This window comes from Shouchella miscanthi, from assembly GCF_007725405.1.
GTDB lineage: Bacteria > Bacillota > Bacilli > Bacillales > Bacillaceae_D > Shouchella > Shouchella hunanensis.
In genome coordinates this window covers 1,628,740-1,646,595 of the sequence record NZ_CP042163.1, presented here as the reverse complement: position 1 = coordinate 1,646,595, position 17,856 = coordinate 1,628,740, and the positions used below count along the sequence as shown (strand labels likewise).

Annotated in this window: 17 protein-coding genes, 1 other RNA gene, 1 riboswitch and 1 other annotated feature; of the genes, 3 read left to right on the top strand and 15 right to left on the bottom strand. The window is 40.2% G+C overall.

Annotated elements, in window-relative coordinates:
* Positions 1-10: 10 nt before the first annotated feature.
* The 6 genes from FPV17_RS08200 to cymR form a co-directional block, all read right to left on the bottom strand.
* Entirely contained in the window at positions 11-475 is a 465-nt protein-coding gene (locus tag FPV17_RS08200) for a PRC-barrel domain-containing protein (protein ID WP_246117199.1), read from the bottom strand.
* Positions 476-557: 82 nt separating this feature from the next.
* On the bottom strand, positions 558-2,816 hold the full coding sequence (gene recD2, locus FPV17_RS08195) for an SF1B family DNA helicase RecD2 (protein ID WP_035396053.1): 2,259 nt from the start codon (positions 2,814-2,816) through the stop codon (positions 558-560).
* Positions 2,817-2,826: 10 nt separating this feature from the next.
* Entirely contained in the window at positions 2,827-3,486 is a 660-nt protein-coding gene (locus FPV17_RS08190; RefSeq protein ID WP_144558713.1) for a tetratricopeptide repeat protein, read from the bottom strand.
* A 34-nt stretch (positions 3,487-3,520) separates the two neighbouring features.
* A complete protein-coding gene (gene mnmA, locus FPV17_RS08185; protein WP_144558712.1) occupies positions 3,521-4,612 on the bottom strand; it encodes a tRNA 2-thiouridine(34) synthase MnmA in 1,092 nt (363 codons plus the stop codon).
* A 23-nt stretch (positions 4,613-4,635) separates the two neighbouring features.
* Positions 4,636-5,793 (bottom strand): cysteine desulfurase family protein, encoded by a 1,158-nt coding sequence (locus FPV17_RS08180; protein WP_035396056.1) that lies wholly within the window; start codon positions 5,791-5,793, stop codon positions 4,636-4,638.
* Between the two features lie 12 nt (positions 5,794-5,805).
* On the bottom strand, positions 5,806-6,225 hold the full coding sequence (gene cymR, locus FPV17_RS08175; RefSeq protein ID WP_035396059.1) for a cysteine metabolism transcriptional regulator CymR: 420 nt from the start codon (positions 6,223-6,225) through the stop codon (positions 5,806-5,808).
* A 183-nt stretch (positions 6,226-6,408) separates the two neighbouring features.
* Here cymR and FPV17_RS08170 point away from each other — a divergent pair, with 183 nt between their 5' ends.
* Both FPV17_RS08170 and FPV17_RS08165 read left to right on the top strand, forming a co-directional pair.
* A complete protein-coding gene (locus FPV17_RS08170; RefSeq protein WP_144558711.1) occupies positions 6,409-7,671 on the top strand; it encodes a replication-associated recombination protein A in 1,263 nt (420 codons plus the stop codon).
* 113 nt (positions 7,672-7,784) lie between these two features.
* Entirely contained in the window at positions 7,785-8,402 is a 618-nt protein-coding gene (locus tag FPV17_RS08165) for an RsfA family transcriptional regulator (RefSeq protein WP_144558710.1), read from the top strand.
* A 34-nt stretch (positions 8,403-8,436) separates the two neighbouring features.
* Here the strand turns inward: FPV17_RS08165 and FPV17_RS08160 are convergent, their stop codons facing one another.
* Together FPV17_RS08160 and ssrS are read right to left on the bottom strand one after the other, a co-directional pair.
* Entirely contained in the window at positions 8,437-9,204 is a 768-nt protein-coding gene (locus tag FPV17_RS08160) for a tRNA threonylcarbamoyladenosine dehydratase (protein WP_035396065.1), read from the bottom strand.
* Positions 9,205-9,309: 105 nt separating this feature from the next.
* Positions 9,310-9,488, bottom strand: a non-coding RNA gene (gene ssrS, locus FPV17_RS08155) — 6S RNA.
* A 187-nt stretch (positions 9,489-9,675) separates the two neighbouring features.
* Between ssrS and FPV17_RS08150 the strand changes: the two genes are divergently transcribed.
* Entirely contained in the window at positions 9,676-9,984 is a 309-nt protein-coding gene (locus FPV17_RS08150) for a hypothetical protein (protein WP_035396067.1), read from the top strand.
* Here the strand turns inward: FPV17_RS08150 and FPV17_RS08145 are convergent.
* The 7 genes from FPV17_RS08145 to FPV17_RS08120 form a co-directional block, all read right to left on the bottom strand.
* Positions 9,979-11,193, bottom strand: coding sequence for a homoserine dehydrogenase (locus tag FPV17_RS08145; RefSeq protein ID WP_144558709.1), 1,215 nt, complete (start codon positions 11,191-11,193; stop codon positions 9,979-9,981). The two genes, FPV17_RS08150 and FPV17_RS08145, sit on opposite strands and share 6 nt — an antisense overlap.
* A 67-nt stretch (positions 11,194-11,260) precedes the next feature.
* A riboswitch (SAM riboswitch) is annotated at positions 11,261-11,366 on the bottom strand.
* A 57-nt stretch (positions 11,367-11,423) separates the two neighbouring features.
* Entirely contained in the window at positions 11,424-13,196 is a 1,773-nt protein-coding gene (aspS, locus tag FPV17_RS08140; protein WP_035396068.1) for an aspartate--tRNA ligase, read from the bottom strand.
* Positions 13,193-14,479, bottom strand: a complete 1,287-nt coding sequence (hisS, locus tag FPV17_RS08135; protein WP_144558708.1) for a histidine--tRNA ligase — start codon at positions 14,477-14,479, stop codon at positions 13,193-13,195. Before hisS ends, aspS begins: the two co-directional genes overlap by 4 nt.
* 54 nt (positions 14,480-14,533) lie before the next feature.
* Positions 14,534-14,749 (bottom strand) — a binding site (T-box leader).
* Positions 14,750-14,807: 58 nt separating this feature from the next.
* On the bottom strand, positions 14,808-14,963 hold the full coding sequence (locus FPV17_RS21835) for a hypothetical protein (protein ID WP_158332012.1): 156 nt from the start codon (positions 14,961-14,963) through the stop codon (positions 14,808-14,810).
* A gap of 81 nt (positions 14,964-15,044) precedes the next feature.
* Entirely contained in the window at positions 15,045-16,052 is a 1,008-nt protein-coding gene (locus FPV17_RS08130) for a Gfo/Idh/MocA family protein (protein ID WP_144558707.1), read from the bottom strand.
* A gap of 4 nt (positions 16,053-16,056) precedes the next feature.
* Entirely contained in the window at positions 16,057-16,782 is a 726-nt protein-coding gene (locus FPV17_RS08125) for a ThuA domain-containing protein (protein WP_060705974.1), read from the bottom strand.
* Between the two features lie 18 nt (positions 16,783-16,800).
* Positions 16,801-17,814: a LacI family DNA-binding transcriptional regulator gene (locus FPV17_RS08120; RefSeq protein ID WP_144558706.1), complete on the bottom strand. Its 1,014-nt coding sequence runs from the start codon at positions 17,812-17,814 to the stop codon at positions 16,801-16,803.
* Between the last annotated feature and the right edge of the window lie 42 nt (positions 17,815-17,856).

Below are 17,856 nucleotides of genomic sequence, written 5' to 3'. Positions count from 1 at the left end.
GGTGCCTCCTCTACAGAGACAAGATCGCTCGTTCCTTACAAAGAAGTAAGTCATGACCTTTCACAACTTTTCGACCTTCTTTAATATCCGACAACCAGCCATCTGTCACTTCATACCCTACGATGGTGCCCACTTCCATTGAAAAATATACATCTTCTGCTAAACCAAGCATATCGCCTTCTGAGGATAAGACAGGCTTCCCCTTAAACTTTTTGCGGCTTGTACAAATAGGATCATAATGCTTATGCGTATCCGCAACATTCTCCACTTTTGAGTCTTCATCAATCATAACGGCTTGTTCGCCTAGATGCTGAATGGCTTCAAAAGGAAGAAAACCATGGTGATGAAGCAAGGCGTGGTTTCGCTTAATCATAAACCCTACTATTCGACCATCACACATACAGCCGTCACAAATTTGTCCGATCTCTTTGCCATTTGCCATGGAGACAATTGGTAGACCAATCACTCCCTGCATCGTTCGCAAAAGCTGCACCACCTCTCCGAACAGTTATAATGTATGTACCTTCTCCTTCCTTATCCCCGGAGATGGTTACCAGCTACATCATTCGTTCTTGAAGTCGGTCTTTTAATAATGATTGCCTGCCGTCATTACTTTTTTGAATTGCTTGTTCAAATGTATTTATATCACCGCATAAAAGTAAGAACTGCTTTGCTCTTGTAATCCCCGTGTATAACAAATTCCGTCGTAGCATGCGTTGATAATTCCCAACGACCGGCATGACGACAATAGGAAATTCACTCCCTTGAGCTTTATGAATAGAAGAACAATAGGCATGGGTTAATTGAGTGAAGTCTTTTTTCTCGTACGTCACTTCTAATCCATCGAATGATACAACGAGCTGGTCTTTTTTCTCCGTCGTTTCTTTGGCATAAAGGACAGCTACAATTTCTCCTCTGTCTCCATTAAAGACGTTTTCTTCTGCATTATTCACAAGTTGAAGCACCATGTCACCTTTACGAAAAATAACATCACCGAAAGGTAGTTCTCTCCGGCCTTCTTTAGCTGGATTAAAGAGTGTTTGCAACATTGTATTTAACTCAATAATGCCTGCTCCACCCCGATAGATCGGAGCTAATACTTGAATTTCCCTGGGACTATAGCCTTTTGTTAGTGCATTTTCACATATTTGCCAAACAGCTTGCTTCACTTGATGGGTGTGACAGGAGAAGAAGCGTAAATCAGGTTTTTTTGCGGTAAGATCAGTTGGCAAATGACCATCTTTCATGGAATGAGCTAGCTCAATAATGGATGAACCTTCGGCCTGTCGATAAATTTCGCTTAACTGGACGGTGGGAATAACATTCGCATCAAGCAAATCTTTTAGTACTTGTCCTGGACCAACAGATGGTAATTGATTTTCATCACCGACAAGAATGACTTGCATCCCTTTTGGAATCGCTTTAAACAACTGATTGGCCACCCATGCATCAACCATGGACATTTCATCTACAATTAACAGTTCACCTTCGAGCTGATCGTGATCTCCTTTATCAAAACCTGTAGTGCTTCCTTTCCAGCCAAGTAAGCTATGAATTGTACCAGCAGCTAGCTCGGTTGCTTCAGCCATTCGTTTCGCTGCACGCCCCGTAGGCGCAGCTAGCTTGATTGGCAAAGACCGATTGTCTTTTTCACCATTTCCTTGCCCATCAAGATTCACACCTTGTAAACGTGCATAAGATTCTACAATTCCTTTTATAACGGTGGTTTTCCCTGTACCTGGGCCTCCAGTCAACAGCATGATAGGTGAATGAAGTGCCTTTTCTATTGCTTCTTTTTGTAAAGGAGAATACGTTACATTATGATTTTCTTCCAGCTCACCAAGGGTTTTTTCCATATCTGCTTGCGTAAATTCAGATTTAAGCTCATAGGATTTAATCCGCATAATATTTTGCGCGATTCCTCGCTCCGCATAAAAAAGGGATTTCATATAAATACGGTCATGCTCTGTTACAACAAGACCATCTTCATTCATTTCTTTGATGATTTGTTGAACGGTCTCACCACTTACAGGCTTAGTTGGCGTATGTAACAATAGCACAACCTCTTGAACAAACGAGTCCGTATAAAGAAAAAGGTGCCCATCTTGAATACTTAATTCATTAATTAAATATAAGATGCCCGCACGTACTCGTTCCGGATGGTCTCCAGTTAATCCAATGGCTGCCCCAAGCTGATCAGCGCGTCGAAAACCGACACCTTCTACGTCTTTTATTAATAAATATGGATTTGTACGAATAATATCTAGTGCTTGAAGTTTATACGCACGATACACATTCATTGACAGTTCTGTCCCAAAGCCATATTGAGATAACTGAATAATGACTTGTTCAGCCCCTTGATGTTCTAATAGTCGTTGATGCAGCATCATTGCGTGCTCTTTCTTCAACTTTGGTACTCGTTCAAGAACATGCTGATCCTCAATAATAAGCGAGATGGCGCGTTCACCTAGTTCATTGACGATCGTTTCGGCTGTTTTTGTCCCGATTCCAGGAAAACGATCACTTGAAAGGAATTTAATAATGCCATTTTTCGTTTTGGGCATTTCTCTTTTAAATGTCTCGACTTTATATTGTGTACCGAACTTTGGATGTTCTGTAACTTGTCCAAAAAACGAATACGTTTCGTCAATCTCAAGCTCTGGAAGGTGGCCAACTATTGTTGTTTTCTTCGCTTCAATTTGTTCATTCGTTTTATCGATTTTAACTGTGGCAACTGTATAATCATTTTCAGCATTACGGAATAGCACGTGTGTCACTTTTCCTTTAATGTATCTTCCTGTTTCTTCAACATCCATAAGCAGACACTCACCCTTTGTTCAGTGCATCTTCTACAACACGTTTCGCATTTCCAGCAAGTAAATGGTCCTCTTGATTCGTTAGAGCTAAGTCAAAACATTTTAGTGCTTCTTCTACTCTTTCTGAAGACAAATGAATGACACCAAGGTTGTAATAGGCATCCGCATGAGTTGAGTCTTGTTTTATTACGTCAATAAATAGCGCTTCTGCTTCTGCTAGCTGGTTTTGTTGTGCAAGGCAGAGACCATATTGAAATGTAATCTCCAGATCGTCTGCTTGCAATTCATGTGCACGACTTAAATTAGCCTGTGCATGAGCAAGGGAACCTAACTGATAATGGGACATCCCAAGCATATAAAATAAGTCAGCATCCGCTAACCCTTTTTGTTGTGCTGTAAGAAAATGTTTTATCGCTTCTTGGTAATGCTCGTCTTCATACGCAAGCACACCAAGGCTATAATAGGCGGTGGCCGCGTTCTTATCTAGTTCAATTGCACGCTCATTAAAGACAACGGCCCGTTCTCGGTCACCAAGCACACGTAAAAGGTTCGCCATATTTAAATAGCCTTCTGGCGCTTTTGGGTTTTCTTCAATATAGACAGTAAACACCTTTGCTGCCTCTTCATAGTTCGCTTCCTTCATAAATGCAATTCCTGTTGATAAATCCATTTATACATACCCCCTTGAAAAAAGGAAAACGCCTTTAGACGTTTTCCCTTATAACCTCATCAATTGTTCCTCCACCGAGGCAACGTTCTTGATCATATAACACGACTGCCTGTCCTGGTGTAATCGCACGTTGTTTCTCATGGAAGAGAATATCAACCTGTTCGTTTTCTCGTGGAATAACCGTGACCCATTGATCATCTTGACGATACCGAAACTTTGCTTTACATGTAAATTCAGCATCTGGCTCACTCATAATCCAGTTCATTCCTACTGCTTTTAAACCAGAAGAGTATAACCCTTCATGATGAAAGCCTTGTCCAACGATTAATACGTTTCGTTCTAAGTCTTTATCAATAACAAACCAAGGTTCACCGGCACCACCTATTCCTAATCCCTGCCTTTGTCCTAATGTATAGTACATTAATCCATCATGCTCGCCCTTCACTTCACCATCAACGGTTTGCATTTCGCCAGGTTGAGCAGGAATAAACGTTTGTAAAAATTCTTTAAAATCTCGCTCGCCAATAAAACAAATGCCTGTACTATCTTTCTTTTTCGCTGTTGCTAGCCCAGCCTCTTCCGCTTTCTTTCGTACATCTGCTTTCGCCATATGACCAAGCGGGAACATTACTTTAGATAATTGCTTCTGACTTAAAGCATTCAAAAAGTATGTTTGATCTTTATTAGCATCAGCACCTTTTAGTAATTGATACTCCCCATCTTTATAATCAATTTGCGCATAGTGCCCTGTTGCTACATAATCAGCCCCAAGAGCGATTGCGTGATTCAAAAATGCTTTAAATTTAATTTCTTTGTTACACATAACATCTGGATTTGGCGTGCGCCCAGATTTGTATTCATCTAAAAAGTACGTAAATACTTTGTCCCAATACTCTTTTTCAAAATTGACCGCATAATAAGGAATATCAAGCTGTTGAGCAACACGCTCCACATCCTCATAATCTTCTGTTGCAGAGCAAAAGCCTGAATCGTTTGTATCGTCCCAGTTTTTCATGAAGATCCCAATGACGTCATAGCCTTGCTCTTTTAATACAAGTGCTGTAACAGAAGAATCGACGCCACCAGACATTCCGACGACAACTCGAGTCTCTTCTGGTTTTTTCATACATTTTCCCTCGCTTATTTAATCTATTCGATAAAATCATCTCGGCTTTGTTCTGCCTTGACAATTGTAGCTATTTTACTAAATGCTTCTATCGTTTCGCTTTCTTCATTAGTTAATCCAAAGCTAAAGCGAATCGCTTCCACTACTCTATGGTTACCTTTTCCATACATCGCTTCTATAACATGGGATGGAACCAGTGTACCAGCTGTACAAGCAGAACCTCCAGATGCAACAATGCCCGCTAGATCAAGTTTCATTAGTAATGTTTCAGTCTTAACGTCACGAAAACTCACATTAAGAATGTGGGCTAAACGCGTTTTCGATCCGTTTAGTACATACTCTACACCATGAGCATCCATTATTTCTATAAATGCGGCTTGGAAAGTATTGTACTTTTGCTGATTGACGTCCTGTTGCTCTTTTGCAAGCTCAATCGCTTTTGCAAAACCAACAATACCCGGTACATTTTCTGTGCCGGCACGACGTTTCCGCTCTTGTTCACCACCATAGGTCGTTGCATCAAGGGTCAATGCTTTTGATACATATAAACACCCTACACCTTTTGGTCCGTTCACCTTATGACTAGCAAGTGAAAGCATATCAACACCTAACAACTGACGATCAAGGGTTTTTAATCCTGCAGCCTGAACAGCATCTGTGTGAAAAACGGCTTGGTGAGATTTAAGAATGGCTCCAATTTCTTCTATTGGTTGTATTGTTCCGACCTCATTATTACCATACATAATAGATACCAAGATGGTCTCTTCTGTTAATGCCGCTTCTATATCGTTAGCTGATACTCTTCCAGTTGTATCCACGTCAACATAGGTAATCGTAAATCCTTCTCTTTCAAGTTGCTTCATCGTGTGTAATACTGCATGATGCTCAATTTTAGATGTAATCAAATGCTTTCCCTTCATTTGATTCGCTCGAGCGTATCCAAGCAGTGCAAGGTTGTTCGCCTCTGTACCACCACTTGTAAAGATTATTTCATCCGTACTAGCATGAATATGTGTGGCTAAACGATGTCGAGCATCCGTTAATGCTTGTTTTGCTCGACGCCCAAATCGATGACTACTCGATGGGTTGCCGAACACTTCTGTATAATATGGAATCATCGCCTCAATCACTTGTGGGTGAACCGATGAGGTAGCAGCATGATCAAAATAGTATTCGTTCATTCCATCACCTTTTTAAATGTAAAACATGTAATAATCTTGCTCGCCATCTTCTTTAAAGTTCGCTAAATCCGAGAGCGTTGTTGTATCAAGCACGTCTTTAACAGCATCTCTTATTTTAATCCAGAGATCGCGTTTAGCCGGCTCTTCATCATCCAACACTTCCACCGGGCTAATCGGTCCTTCCAATACACGGATAATATCACCAGCTGTAATCTCTTCTGGCTGCTTTGCCAGCTTATAGCCGCCGTACGCACCACGCACACTTTTTACCAGCGTTGCATTTCGAAGCGGGGCAATTAGTTGCTCTAAATAATGTTCAGATAGATTGTATTCTTGTGCAATTGACTTTAATGAAATGGGACCTTCCCCTTCTTTTTTTGCTAGTGCCATCATAATTGTCAATCCGTAGCGACCTTTTGTCGATATTTTCATAATGAGTAGCTCCTTTAAATCGTTTCCTATCCAATTCGTTCACGTATTCGCTCACATTATTTCTCCATATCATATTATAGCATGATTTCTTATCTGATTAATAGGTTGAGTGCTTTTCGATTTGCTCTCGAAAATAAAGATAAGCTACACTGTAAACAGAATGAGTGAGTCAGGAGGATACGAATGAAACAAAAACCACTTGCTTTTCGAATGAGGCCGACTTCTATTGATGATGTAATCGGTCAAGAACGCTTGTTAGGTGAAGGAAAATTATTACGCCGCATGGTGGAAGCAAACCAACTTTCATCAATGGTCTTATATGGTCCTCCCGGCACTGGAAAAACGTCTATAGCGAGTGCCATTGCTGGTACGAGTGGCCATCATTATCGCCTTTTAAATGCCACCGTCCATAATAAAAAAGATATGGAAACGGTCGTAGCTGAAGCAAAAATGTATGGATCCATCATTCTCATATTAGACGAAGTTCATCGACTCGATAAAGCGAAACAAGACTTTTTATTGCCACATTTAGAAAGTGGCTTAATACTGCTAATTGGTGCTACAACGGCCAATCCTTATCACTCTATTAATCCTGCTATTCGAAGCCGTTGTCATATATTTGAGCTTGAACAATTAAATCCAGTTGAAATTGAACAAGCACTTCACCGAGCTTTAACTGACAATGAACATGGGCTTGGTCATGAGAAAATTGACATTGATGCTAAGGCGATTACACATTTAGCTCTTGCTTGCGGTGGTGATGTACGAGCTGGATTAAATGCTCTCGAACTCGCGGTTCTTTCGACTCCAAAAGATGAAAATGGCATTCGATCTATTCCGTTAGAAACAGCAGAACAAAGTATCCAAAAGAAAAGCATTCAGCATGACAAAGACGGTGATGGCCACTATGATGTTTTGTCTGCTTTTCAAAAATCCATTCGCGGGAGCGATGTTGATGCAAGTTTACACTATCTTGCTCGATTATTAGAAGCAGGAGATTTAGTTAGTATTCACCGCCGCCTTCTTGTTATTGCATATGAAGATATCGGACTGGCAAACCCTCAAGCTGGTTCACGCACATTAACTGCGATTGAAGCGGCAGAACGTATCGGTCTACCCGAGGCACGAATCCCATTGGCGAATGCTGTGATTGAACTGGCTCTATCACCTAAAAGTAATCGTGCCTATAAAGGAATCGATGCTGCTATAGCGGCGCTTCGCGAAGGAGGAAACGCAACAATTCCGCTACATTTAAAAGACGCGCATTATCAAGGTGCTAAAAACTTAGGTAGAGGTACTGAGTATAAGTATCCGCATGACTTTGACGGAGGTTGGGTAAAGCAACAATATTTACCGGATGCTTTTAAAAATCACCACTATTATGAGCCAAATCACGACAATAAATTTGAACATGCGCTTGCTGCACTTTACGAAAAGCGGCAGTAACAACTTTTGAATCTGCTAGAATTCTTTTCTCTCTCCTTTATTACTAGCCTAGTATAAAAAAAGAAAACTCTGGTTAAAGTAATAGCAAGACATAATTGCTAGGAGTTGAGATAATGAAAACAAGACAAGATGCGTGGTCACACGAAGATGACGTATTATTAGCGGATACAGTACTTTCCCATATAAAAGATGGTAGCACTCAATTAAAAGCTTTTGATGAAGTAGGCGATGCGTTAAATCGAACATCAGCTGCTTGCGGATTCCGATGGAATGCCGTTATACGACAAAAGCACTTACGTACAATTGAAGAAGCGAAACGAGAAAGAAAGATGCGTAAACGTATGATCGCCGCACCTTTTTCAACAAGCTATCAGAAGCTTGAAGCGAGACCGTTTGAATCTATACAGCCAACTACGCAATTCAATGAAAACGAACCGTCAATGGAATCAATTATTGCCCAATTAAAGACATTTGACCTAGGGGCTTCTAGTTCATTAAAAGAAGAGAACCAAAGGTTACGTCAAAAACTACAAACAGCACAAGCGCATATCGGAGAATTAGAAAAGCAATTATCGAGAAATAAGCAAGAGCACAGCATGATTGAAGAAGATTATCAATCACTTATCTCCATTATGAATCGTGCAAGAAGAATGGCTATTTTAGAGGAAGATTTAGATGATCAAGTCGCGTTTCGAATGGAGACGAACGGAAATCTTGAAAAAATCGATTAAACAAAAAAAGCCTTGCTAAGGCTTTTTTTGTTTGTTAGTTTTGTCGGTTAATGGTTATTCCCTCTAACAAGTTTGTAATAACATGTCCAGCCATAATTAATCCTGACACAGATGGCACGAAAGCATTCGAAGACGGAGGAAGCTTTGCTTTACGAATAGTCCCTTGCTCGGCACTTTCTGGCACAATTTCTTGACGGATATCTTCGCGAATCTGAATGGGTTTTTCATCTGAAAATACAACTGCTACCCCTTTTTTAATACCCTCTTTTCGAAGACGTGTGCGAATCACTTTGGCAATAGGATCATAACTCGTTTTTGAAATATCTTCAATACGTAGTCGAGTTGGATCAAGTTTGTTAGCAACACCCATACTTGAAATGAACGGGATCTTACGCTTCCGACATTCTTTTATTAAATGAATTTTATAAGAAATCGTATCACTGGCATCAATGACATAGTCTAAACCGTGAGAAAAGAAATCTTCATATGTCTCTTCTGTGTAGAACATTTTTAAAGCAATGACCTCACAATCTGGATTAATGTCTTGAATTCGCTTAGCCATTAAATCCACCTTTGGTTGACCAACTGTTGACAATAAAGCATGAATTTGTCGATTAACGTTTGTTATATCAACATCATCTTTATCAACGAGTACAATTTTACCAACGCCTGAACGAGCTAGAGCTTCAGCTGAAAACGAGCCTACCCCACCAATCCCAAGCACCGCAACTGTACTTCCTTTTAATCGATCTAACCCATCATGGCCAATGGCCAGTTCATTTCTTGAAAACTGGTGTAACACGTTCATCAAACTCCTTTACGTTTCCCTTATGCTGTTGTGATTTTATCATATTCTTATAAAAAAGCACATATAAAAAAGCATTCCCTAAGCGGAAATGCTTTTTTCGTGATCCCGATCATGCCGTAGGTAGTTAATGCTTTGAACCTGCCAGGCAGGTGGGTGCTCTGTACCACTTCTTTTACGTCCTCAGCTTCCGAGGCATGTAAGCAAAGCCATAACTACGAGCTCCCTTTTTTAAGGTGTTGGCTCAAAGAATAAAACCCGTACGAACATTTCAGGAATCATTTGATTAACGTTATCATAGCAATTTAATCGACTTTACGCAACTGTTTTCGAAAAATTGTGACTAAAGACACATACGAAGAGTTTCTATTTGTATGTACCCCGTTTGAAAGAGAATGAAACTATCGCATATTATGTGAGTTTTCACAAAAAATATGGTACATTCTTCTTTAAAAGGGGGCTACGTCTATGAGCGCAATTGTAAAGCAACGTTGTATCGAAGTCACACAAGAAATCGGTCTGCTTGAAAAAAGAATCGTCGAAAGTTCCTTTGAGTTAAGCTTGTTCAGCGATCGTATTGAAACAGAATCGGACCGTTTTCCACTTGACAGTGTATTTGATATCTCTTATCGCTTCCCTAGTGATTCACCTGAATCGCTTGGCTTTTTGTATCTACATACAAGTCGAGGTGTCTCCACGTATAAAATCAAAACGTCACCAGAACAATTCATTCAAGAATTTAAAAAACTAGTCCCAGAAACCAAATATCGATTATGATTCACTTTGAACCGTTTCTTTTAACTGTTCCATTTCTGTTAAAAGTGGAAATGTATGAAATGGCGTTGAAAATGGGAGTGGAGTCACAATAAAGACTTTCCCTCCTTTTACTTCATGCTCTCTCCAGACCGTCGTTTTGTCTAAATACGGTTGGATTTTACTTTCATGATTTCCTTTACAAAACCACACTTCCTGTGTCGTTACATTGTCAGCAATTCCCTCTTCAAGCTTCGTTAAGCGATTTGTAAATCTAGGTAGGACATGCTTTTGCTGTTCGTGGAAAACAAAATCTTCAACAACACTATTTGCTGTTGTTTCTTTTCCTGCTCCTGGTCCCGCAAAAATAAGACGTTCCATATCCTTACCTTCAAGTGTTACCGCATTTAAAACGCCACGAATTGGTGCTAACGAGTGTTCTTGATCAATTAAAGCCGGTTTAACAAAACCTTTTAAAGACGTCACATCAGATTCTAATTTAGCAATTAATTTAAACGATAAATTCAATTCTTTTGCCGCTTGAATATGCCATTGATCAATATGACTTATGCCTACCCGTTCAATATCCTCGGGACAAACCCACTGATCATAACATTGTCGAGCTAGTAAACAAAGCTTGTATACAGCATCCCAACCCTCAACATCAGATGTTGGGTCTTCTTCTGCATACCCTAATTTTTGCGCTTCTCCAAGTGCAGCTTCATATGTGCTACCCTCGCTCATTTTCGTTAAAATATAGTTACTCGTCCCATTCAGAATACCGGCAATCGATTGTATATTTGTTGTCAATAACACACTTTTGAAAACATTCACAATAGGTATAGCCCCACATACAGCTGCATCCCAGCCATAATAAGCTTGATTTTCAAAAGCCAATTGCTCTAATTCTTCACCATGTAATGCGACGAGCTTTTTATTTGCGGATATAACAGATGTTCCTTGTTTCAAAAGAGCCTTCGTATACGTTTTCGTCAGTTCCGTGCCATTAATCGCTTCAAACACAATGTCGTATTTATCTGTATTAAAAAATGTATCCCATGATGAAGTGAATAATGTCGAGTTGACGTCCTTATACTTCTCTACATTTTTAACTAGAATGCGAACGATTTCGAATTTTTCTCCGATAATCGATTCAATTTGCTCTCTTGAGCCAATTAACCTTTCATACACACCACTTCCTACTGTTCCATACCCTATTAAGCCTATCTTCATCTCCAACACCCTTTCTCTCTAATACAAAAGCTCCTTTTCTTAGATAAGAAAAGGAGCTTTTCGCCTCCACTTATCTTTCAGAACAAAGTCTGCTGAATGTAGCACCTTAACCTCACACAAGGTTGGTTGCCGGGCTTCGTCGGGTCAGTTCCCTCCACCACTCTCGATAAGATATAAACAAGAATTCTATATGATATTATCCGTCATTATAGATGGAAGGGTTGCGTCTGTCAACCACGCTTCCCTAAAACAGAAAGATTTAAATCGATTAATTGTTCTAAACTAACAGCACCTGGCGCACTAGTCATTAAGTCACTTGCACTCGCTGTTTTCGGAAACGCAATAACCTCTCTTAAGTTCGTCTTTTGAGCTAGTAACATGACGATACGGTCTAATCCTAGTGCGATACCACCGTGAGGAGGCGTACCGTATTCAAATGCTTCGAGCAAAAAGCCAAATTCTTCATTCGCTTGTTCTTTTGTAAAGCCAAGGGTTTCAAACATCTTTTCTTGAAGATCACGCTCATAAATACGCTGTGAACCTCCACCTAATTCATAACCATTTAGTACGAGATCATATGCTTCTGCCCGTACATCATCTGGATTTGATTGGAGTAAATGTAAATCTTCTTTCTTTGGTCTAGTGAAAGGATGGTGTAAAGCAACATATCGTCTTGCTTGCTCATCATATTCAACAAGCGGAAAATCAACAACCCAAAGAAAATTAAATTTAGACGAATCGATAAGATCGAATTCCTTTCCAAATTTCAACCGAAGTGCACCGAGAGAATCAAAGACAACTTGCTTTTTGTCTGCTCCGAAGAACAACAAGTCACCTGGAGTGGCTTGCATGTGCTCGAGCAATGCTTCAGACTGCTCACTGTTAAAGAACTTTGCAATCGGTCCTTTAAGGCCATCTTCTTCTACCTTTAACCAAGCAAGACCTTTTGCTCCGTATGGCTTAACGAAGTCTGTTAAAGCATCTATTTCTTTACGAGATAGCTTGCTTGCCCCTCCAACAAGGTTTAAACCTTTTATAATTCCTTTTGATTCTATCGCTTGTTTAAACACTTTAAACTCAGTATCTTGAAGGACCGTTGTAAGGTCAACAAGCTCCATATCAAAGCGAGTATCTGGTTTATCTGATCCATAACGATTCATTGCATCGTCATATGTCATTCGTTCAAAAGAACCTTCTAATTCTAAACCATGGGTATCAAGCATTAACTTCTTCATAAGCTTCTCTGTCATTGCGAGAACATCCTCTGTTTCTAGGAAGCTTGCTTCAATGTCGATTTGCGTGAATTCAGGTTGACGATCAGCACGTAGATCTTCATCTCTAAAACAGCGAACAATTTGGAAATACTTTTCAAAACCAGACACCATTAAGAGTTGTTTAAAGATTTGTGGTGATTGTGGTAGTGCATAAAATTCACCGTGATGAACACGACTCGGAACTAAATAGTCTCTCGCACCTTCTGGTGTACTCTTCGTCAACATCGGCGTTTCAATTTCTAAGAAGCCGTCGCTATCAAGAAAATCACGCACTGTTTTTGTAATTCGATGTCTGAGTTTAAACGCCTCCTGCATATCAGGACGACGTAAATCTAAATAACGGTATTTTAAGCGCACATCTTCAGAGGCATCTGTATTTGCTTCAATTTGAAACGGAAGTGGTTTAGAAGCGTTTAATAATTCACATTCATGAACATGGATTTCAATTTCGCCGGTTGCAATTTTCGCATTAACAGCTTTTTCATTTCGTTCAACGACGATTCCTTTAATAGAAATCATATATTCATTCCGAACACGATCAGCCTGTTGTAATGCTTGCTCATTAATATCAGGACTACAAACTACTTGAACAAGACCAGAACGATCTCGTATGTCTAAGAAAATAACCTGCCCTAAATCTCTTCTACGCTGTACCCAACCAACAAGCTTTACTTCTTCACCAGCCTGCTGCTTTGTTATTTCTCCACAATGATGTGTTCGTTTACTCACGATTCTGATCCCCCTTTAATACTTTCCCCTAATTCCGTTACAATTGATTGATAAGCAACTGTCTTTTGTTCGCCAGAAACCATGTGACGAATAACGGCTTGTTCATTCGCTAGTTCATCTTCTCCAATAATAATTGTGCACGTCGCTCCATTTCGGTCTGCAGCTTTAAACTGTGCTTTCATTTTTTTTGCCATGTAGTCTTTATCTGCCCGAAAGCCTTGTTTTCTTAAATCATTTAATAAGACAGCCGCTCGTTGATTTGCTTCATCACCTAAAGCAACAATATACGCGTCTAGCTTTGGACGTTCAGGTAAAGTAACACCTTCTGCTTTCATCGCAAGAATAAACCGTTCGATGCTGAATGCAAATCCAATACCAGGTGTTTCTGGTCCACCGAATTCTTGTACAAGACCATTGTAACGCCCACCTCCGCACAAAGTTGTAATAGCACCGAATCCAGGCGCTGTGCTCATTAATTCAAACGCAGTATGATTGTAATAATCTAATCCTCTAACAAGGGTAGCATCTACTTCATAAGCAATGCCGAGCTGGTCTAACGTTTGTTTTACGTTTTCAAAGTATTGACGTGATTCATCATTTAAAAAGTCTAAGATAGCAGGCGCTGTTTTCATTAGCGGATGCTCTCTGTCTTTCTTACAATCGAGAATACGTAATGGATTTTTCGTTAAACGTGTTTGACAGTCTGAACAAAACTCCTCAATCGACGGTTCAAAATGATTAATAAGTGCTTGACGATGAGCGTCACGACTTTCTTTATCACCTAATGAATTAATGACAAGCTTTAAATTGACTAAGCCGAGTCGATTGCAAATTTCAATCAGTAATGCTAATACTTCTGCATCTAAATGCGGGTTTGCACTACCTAATGCTTCAACCCCAAACTGTACGAATTGACGCATTCTTCCTGCTTGTGGCCGTTCGTAACGGAACATTGGCCCTGTATAGTATAGTTTTGTTAGGGCATTCGCTTCTCCATATAACTTGTTCTCTACATAGGAGCGTACAACAGATGCCGTTCCTTCTGGGCGAAGCGTTAAGCTTCGATCACCGCGATCCTTAAACGTGTACATTTCTTTTTGAACAATATCCGTTGTATCCCCTACTCCACGGGTAAATACTTCTGTATGCTCAAATATTGGCGTACGAATTTCTTCAAAATGATACGCTTGGCATACTTCTTTAGCTGTTTTTTCAATAAGTTGCCAAACGACAGCATCTTCAGGTAAGATATCTTGCGTTCCTCTTGGCAAACGAATAGACATATGATTTCTCTCCTTTTTAAAAAACAAAAAAACTCTCATCCCAGATGATTACTCATCTGGGACGAGAGTTGAACCCGTGGTGCCACCCAAATTTGAGACTGCGTCTCCTCTTAATCTGTTAACGCCAGCTACGTTTTCCCCTACTAGTGTTTCAGGGAAAAATCCTCAAAGGTGTTCATTCATATCGGTAGATGGAGCTACTCCCAGCCTAAGGCAACTCTCTCTAAGCATCTAGAATCCGCTATTACTATTCCTCGTCAATGGTTCATTTTGCCGTTTTTAATTAGTTGCTTATAACTATACGAAATGATAGCACGCTCGTCAATAGCTAATTTCTCATCAGAGCTTTCTTCATAAAAATAATTTCATTTGGTGTTACGCCGCATTCTAACCGAGCATAAGCAGTAATGGCTTCATGCTGTTGGATTCGATCCATTGAGTCCTGAATGGCTTTTCGCACTTCTTGCTTTCCATGGACACGCATTGGCAACCGCTCCTAATAATGACTTCTCTATAGGATAGCCATTGCCTAACGTTTTAAAACCCCAAATTTCGAAAAAAAGAACTAATTCTTACTAGCATCATAAATTTGTTCAATGATCGACGTAACTTGCTGTGCTTCATACGGTTTGACAAGTGACTCTTCACGCCCAAGACAAGCATGAACAAAATTACGAGCTTGAGCGATTCCCTCATTGCTCTCTCCAGCAATCCAATCGGCGTTCATCGTCGACATCATGCCTGAAGACGCTTTATTAATTGCTAAAGGAAATACATTAATCCCGCCTGTAGTTCCAGAGATACTAATGGTTTCTTTATCGCTAGGTACATTCGCTGCCCATGATGTTTCGAATAGCATGGTGGCACCATTTTTAAATGCAATGTATGCTGTAGCGTGATCCTCTACATCAATTTTCGTTGCGTCATAAGCGCCCCACTCATTTACTTGATCTTCATGTCGACTGACAAGCTCATACGTTTGTCCATTTACACTTTCAATTTCTGGATAGTCGACGAGCCATAACGCCAAATCTAAAAGGTGACACCCATAATCCATTAAACAACCACCGCCTTGAAGGTCTTTATTAATAAACACGCCCCAGCCCGGCACTTTTCGACGCCTCATGCCCTCGACTCGTATGACAAGAGGATCACCAATCTCTCCGGCTTGAATAAACTTCTTTGCAGCGAGTGCTTCTTTTTTAAATCGATAGTGGTAGCCAATTTGTAATACATTGTTTGTTTCACTTGCTACTTTATCCATTTCAACTGCTTCAGCACTTGTAATGGCCATAGGTTTCTCACAAAAGACATGTTTACCAGCTTGAAGCGCATGAATAACAGATTGATGATGAAATTTATTTGGAGTACAAATCACCACCGCATCGACTTGAGCAAAAAGCTCGCTTTCTGAATTAGCAATAAATGGGATGGCAAATGAGGCTGCTACTTCAGTCGCTCTCTCTTGATTAACATCATAAACACCATAAACTTCAACGTCTTCTATTGTCTGCAAAGCTGGAATGTGACGATTTGTCGCAATCCCACCTACACCTATAATCCCAATTTTCATCTGATCACTCCGACTGCCCTGGTACAGGTTCTAATGGCCGGGCATTTCCGTAAGTAGGATAGGCTCTTTTCGTTGGTGTAGCCCATTTAACTGCATTTTTAATCACTGTTTGCACGTTTTTATCTTTGTATGTTGGAAACGTTTCGTGCCCCGGTCTGAAATAGAAAATTTTCCCATTCCCTCGGTGGAATGTGCAGCCACTTCTAAAAACTTCTCCTCCTTGAAACCAGCTCATAAAGACGATTTCATCAGGATTAGGAATATCAAAGTGCTCTCCATACATTTCTTCTTTTTCTAACTCAAAGTACTCATCAATGCCATCAGCAATCGGGTGGCTTGGACTCACAACCCACAGCCTCTCTTTCTCATCTGCTTCACGCCATTTTAAATCACAGCTCGTCCCCATTAATGTTTTAAAAATCTTTGAGAAGTGACCTGAATGAAGAATAATTAACCCCATTCCTTCTAAAACTCGTTTTTGAACCCGGGTTACAATCTCATCTTTTACTTCATTGTGTGCAATATGTCCCCACCAAATTAAGACATCTGTTTTATTCAAAACCGCTTCCGTTAGTCCATGTTCTTCTTCATCTAAAGTAGCTGTTTTAACGGTATGCTCCTCGTTTAAAAACGATGCAATCGCTCCATGGATGCCTTCAGGATACACACTCGCTACCTTCTCACTTCGTTGTTCATGACGATATTCATTCCAAATTGTAACGTTTGTCATCAATTTAACCCCTTTTCATTATGTTGAATGTCGGATTTGTATTGGTGCCTCTAAAAAAGTCACAGGCTCAAATTGTTCGATTTGATTTGCTAGTAACGCCAACAGCATTTCCATTGTTTGTTTTCCCATTTCAAAAGTAGGCTGATGAATGGTTGTTAATTGCGGTTCTAACAATGTCGCAGTCGGCTGGTTATCAAAGCCTACAACCGCTAGATCTTCTGGAATACGCACATTTTTTATTTTAGCTTCCGCGATAATCCCAGCAGCAATTTCATCACTGCCGGTAATGATGGCATCTGGTCGGTTTGTTAAACCCAATATTGTGCGAAGAATGTTTCGACCATCATCAACAGAATGACCTGAAAATCGCCAGCTCGAATGAACGACTTTTCCTTCCATCTCCATCGCTTGAACAAACCCTTCATACCGATCTTCTGCTAAAGGCGAGCGCACCCCTTCTGGTAAGTGATTCACGTCATACACATTGCAGTATGCAATTGAATGGTAGCCTTTGTGAAGCAAATGTTTCGTTATGGTGGTCATCGCCTTTTTTTGATCAATCGTTATAACTGGCGCCCCATGTAAACCTCTTGGATATTCATTACATAAAACAATGGGCCCATATTGTAAATACGGATAAATCGTCTCCCATTCATTTACAACAGAAGCTAAGATAACACCATCCACTTGCTTTGTACGAAGTAGTTCAAGAAAATGAAGTTCTTGGTCAGCTCTCCCCCGTGTGTTACAGAGAATCATTCGATACGAGTGCATCGTTGCCACTTCATCCATCGCATCTACTACGGCACTAAAAAACGGGTTTACAATGCGGGAAACAAGTACGGCAATAGTCTTTGTCTCCGTCCCTCGCAATCGTTGTGCAGAGGAATTAGGCGTATAACCCAGTTCTTTAATTGCATCTTGGACTGCTTTACGCTTCTTTTCGTCAACATAAGGATGATTATTTAACACTCTTGACACAGTTGACCTGGATACACCTGCTTTTGTCGCCACGTCTTTAATCGTTGACATAATAAAAACGCCCTTTTTGTGAAATCGATTTCATATCGTACA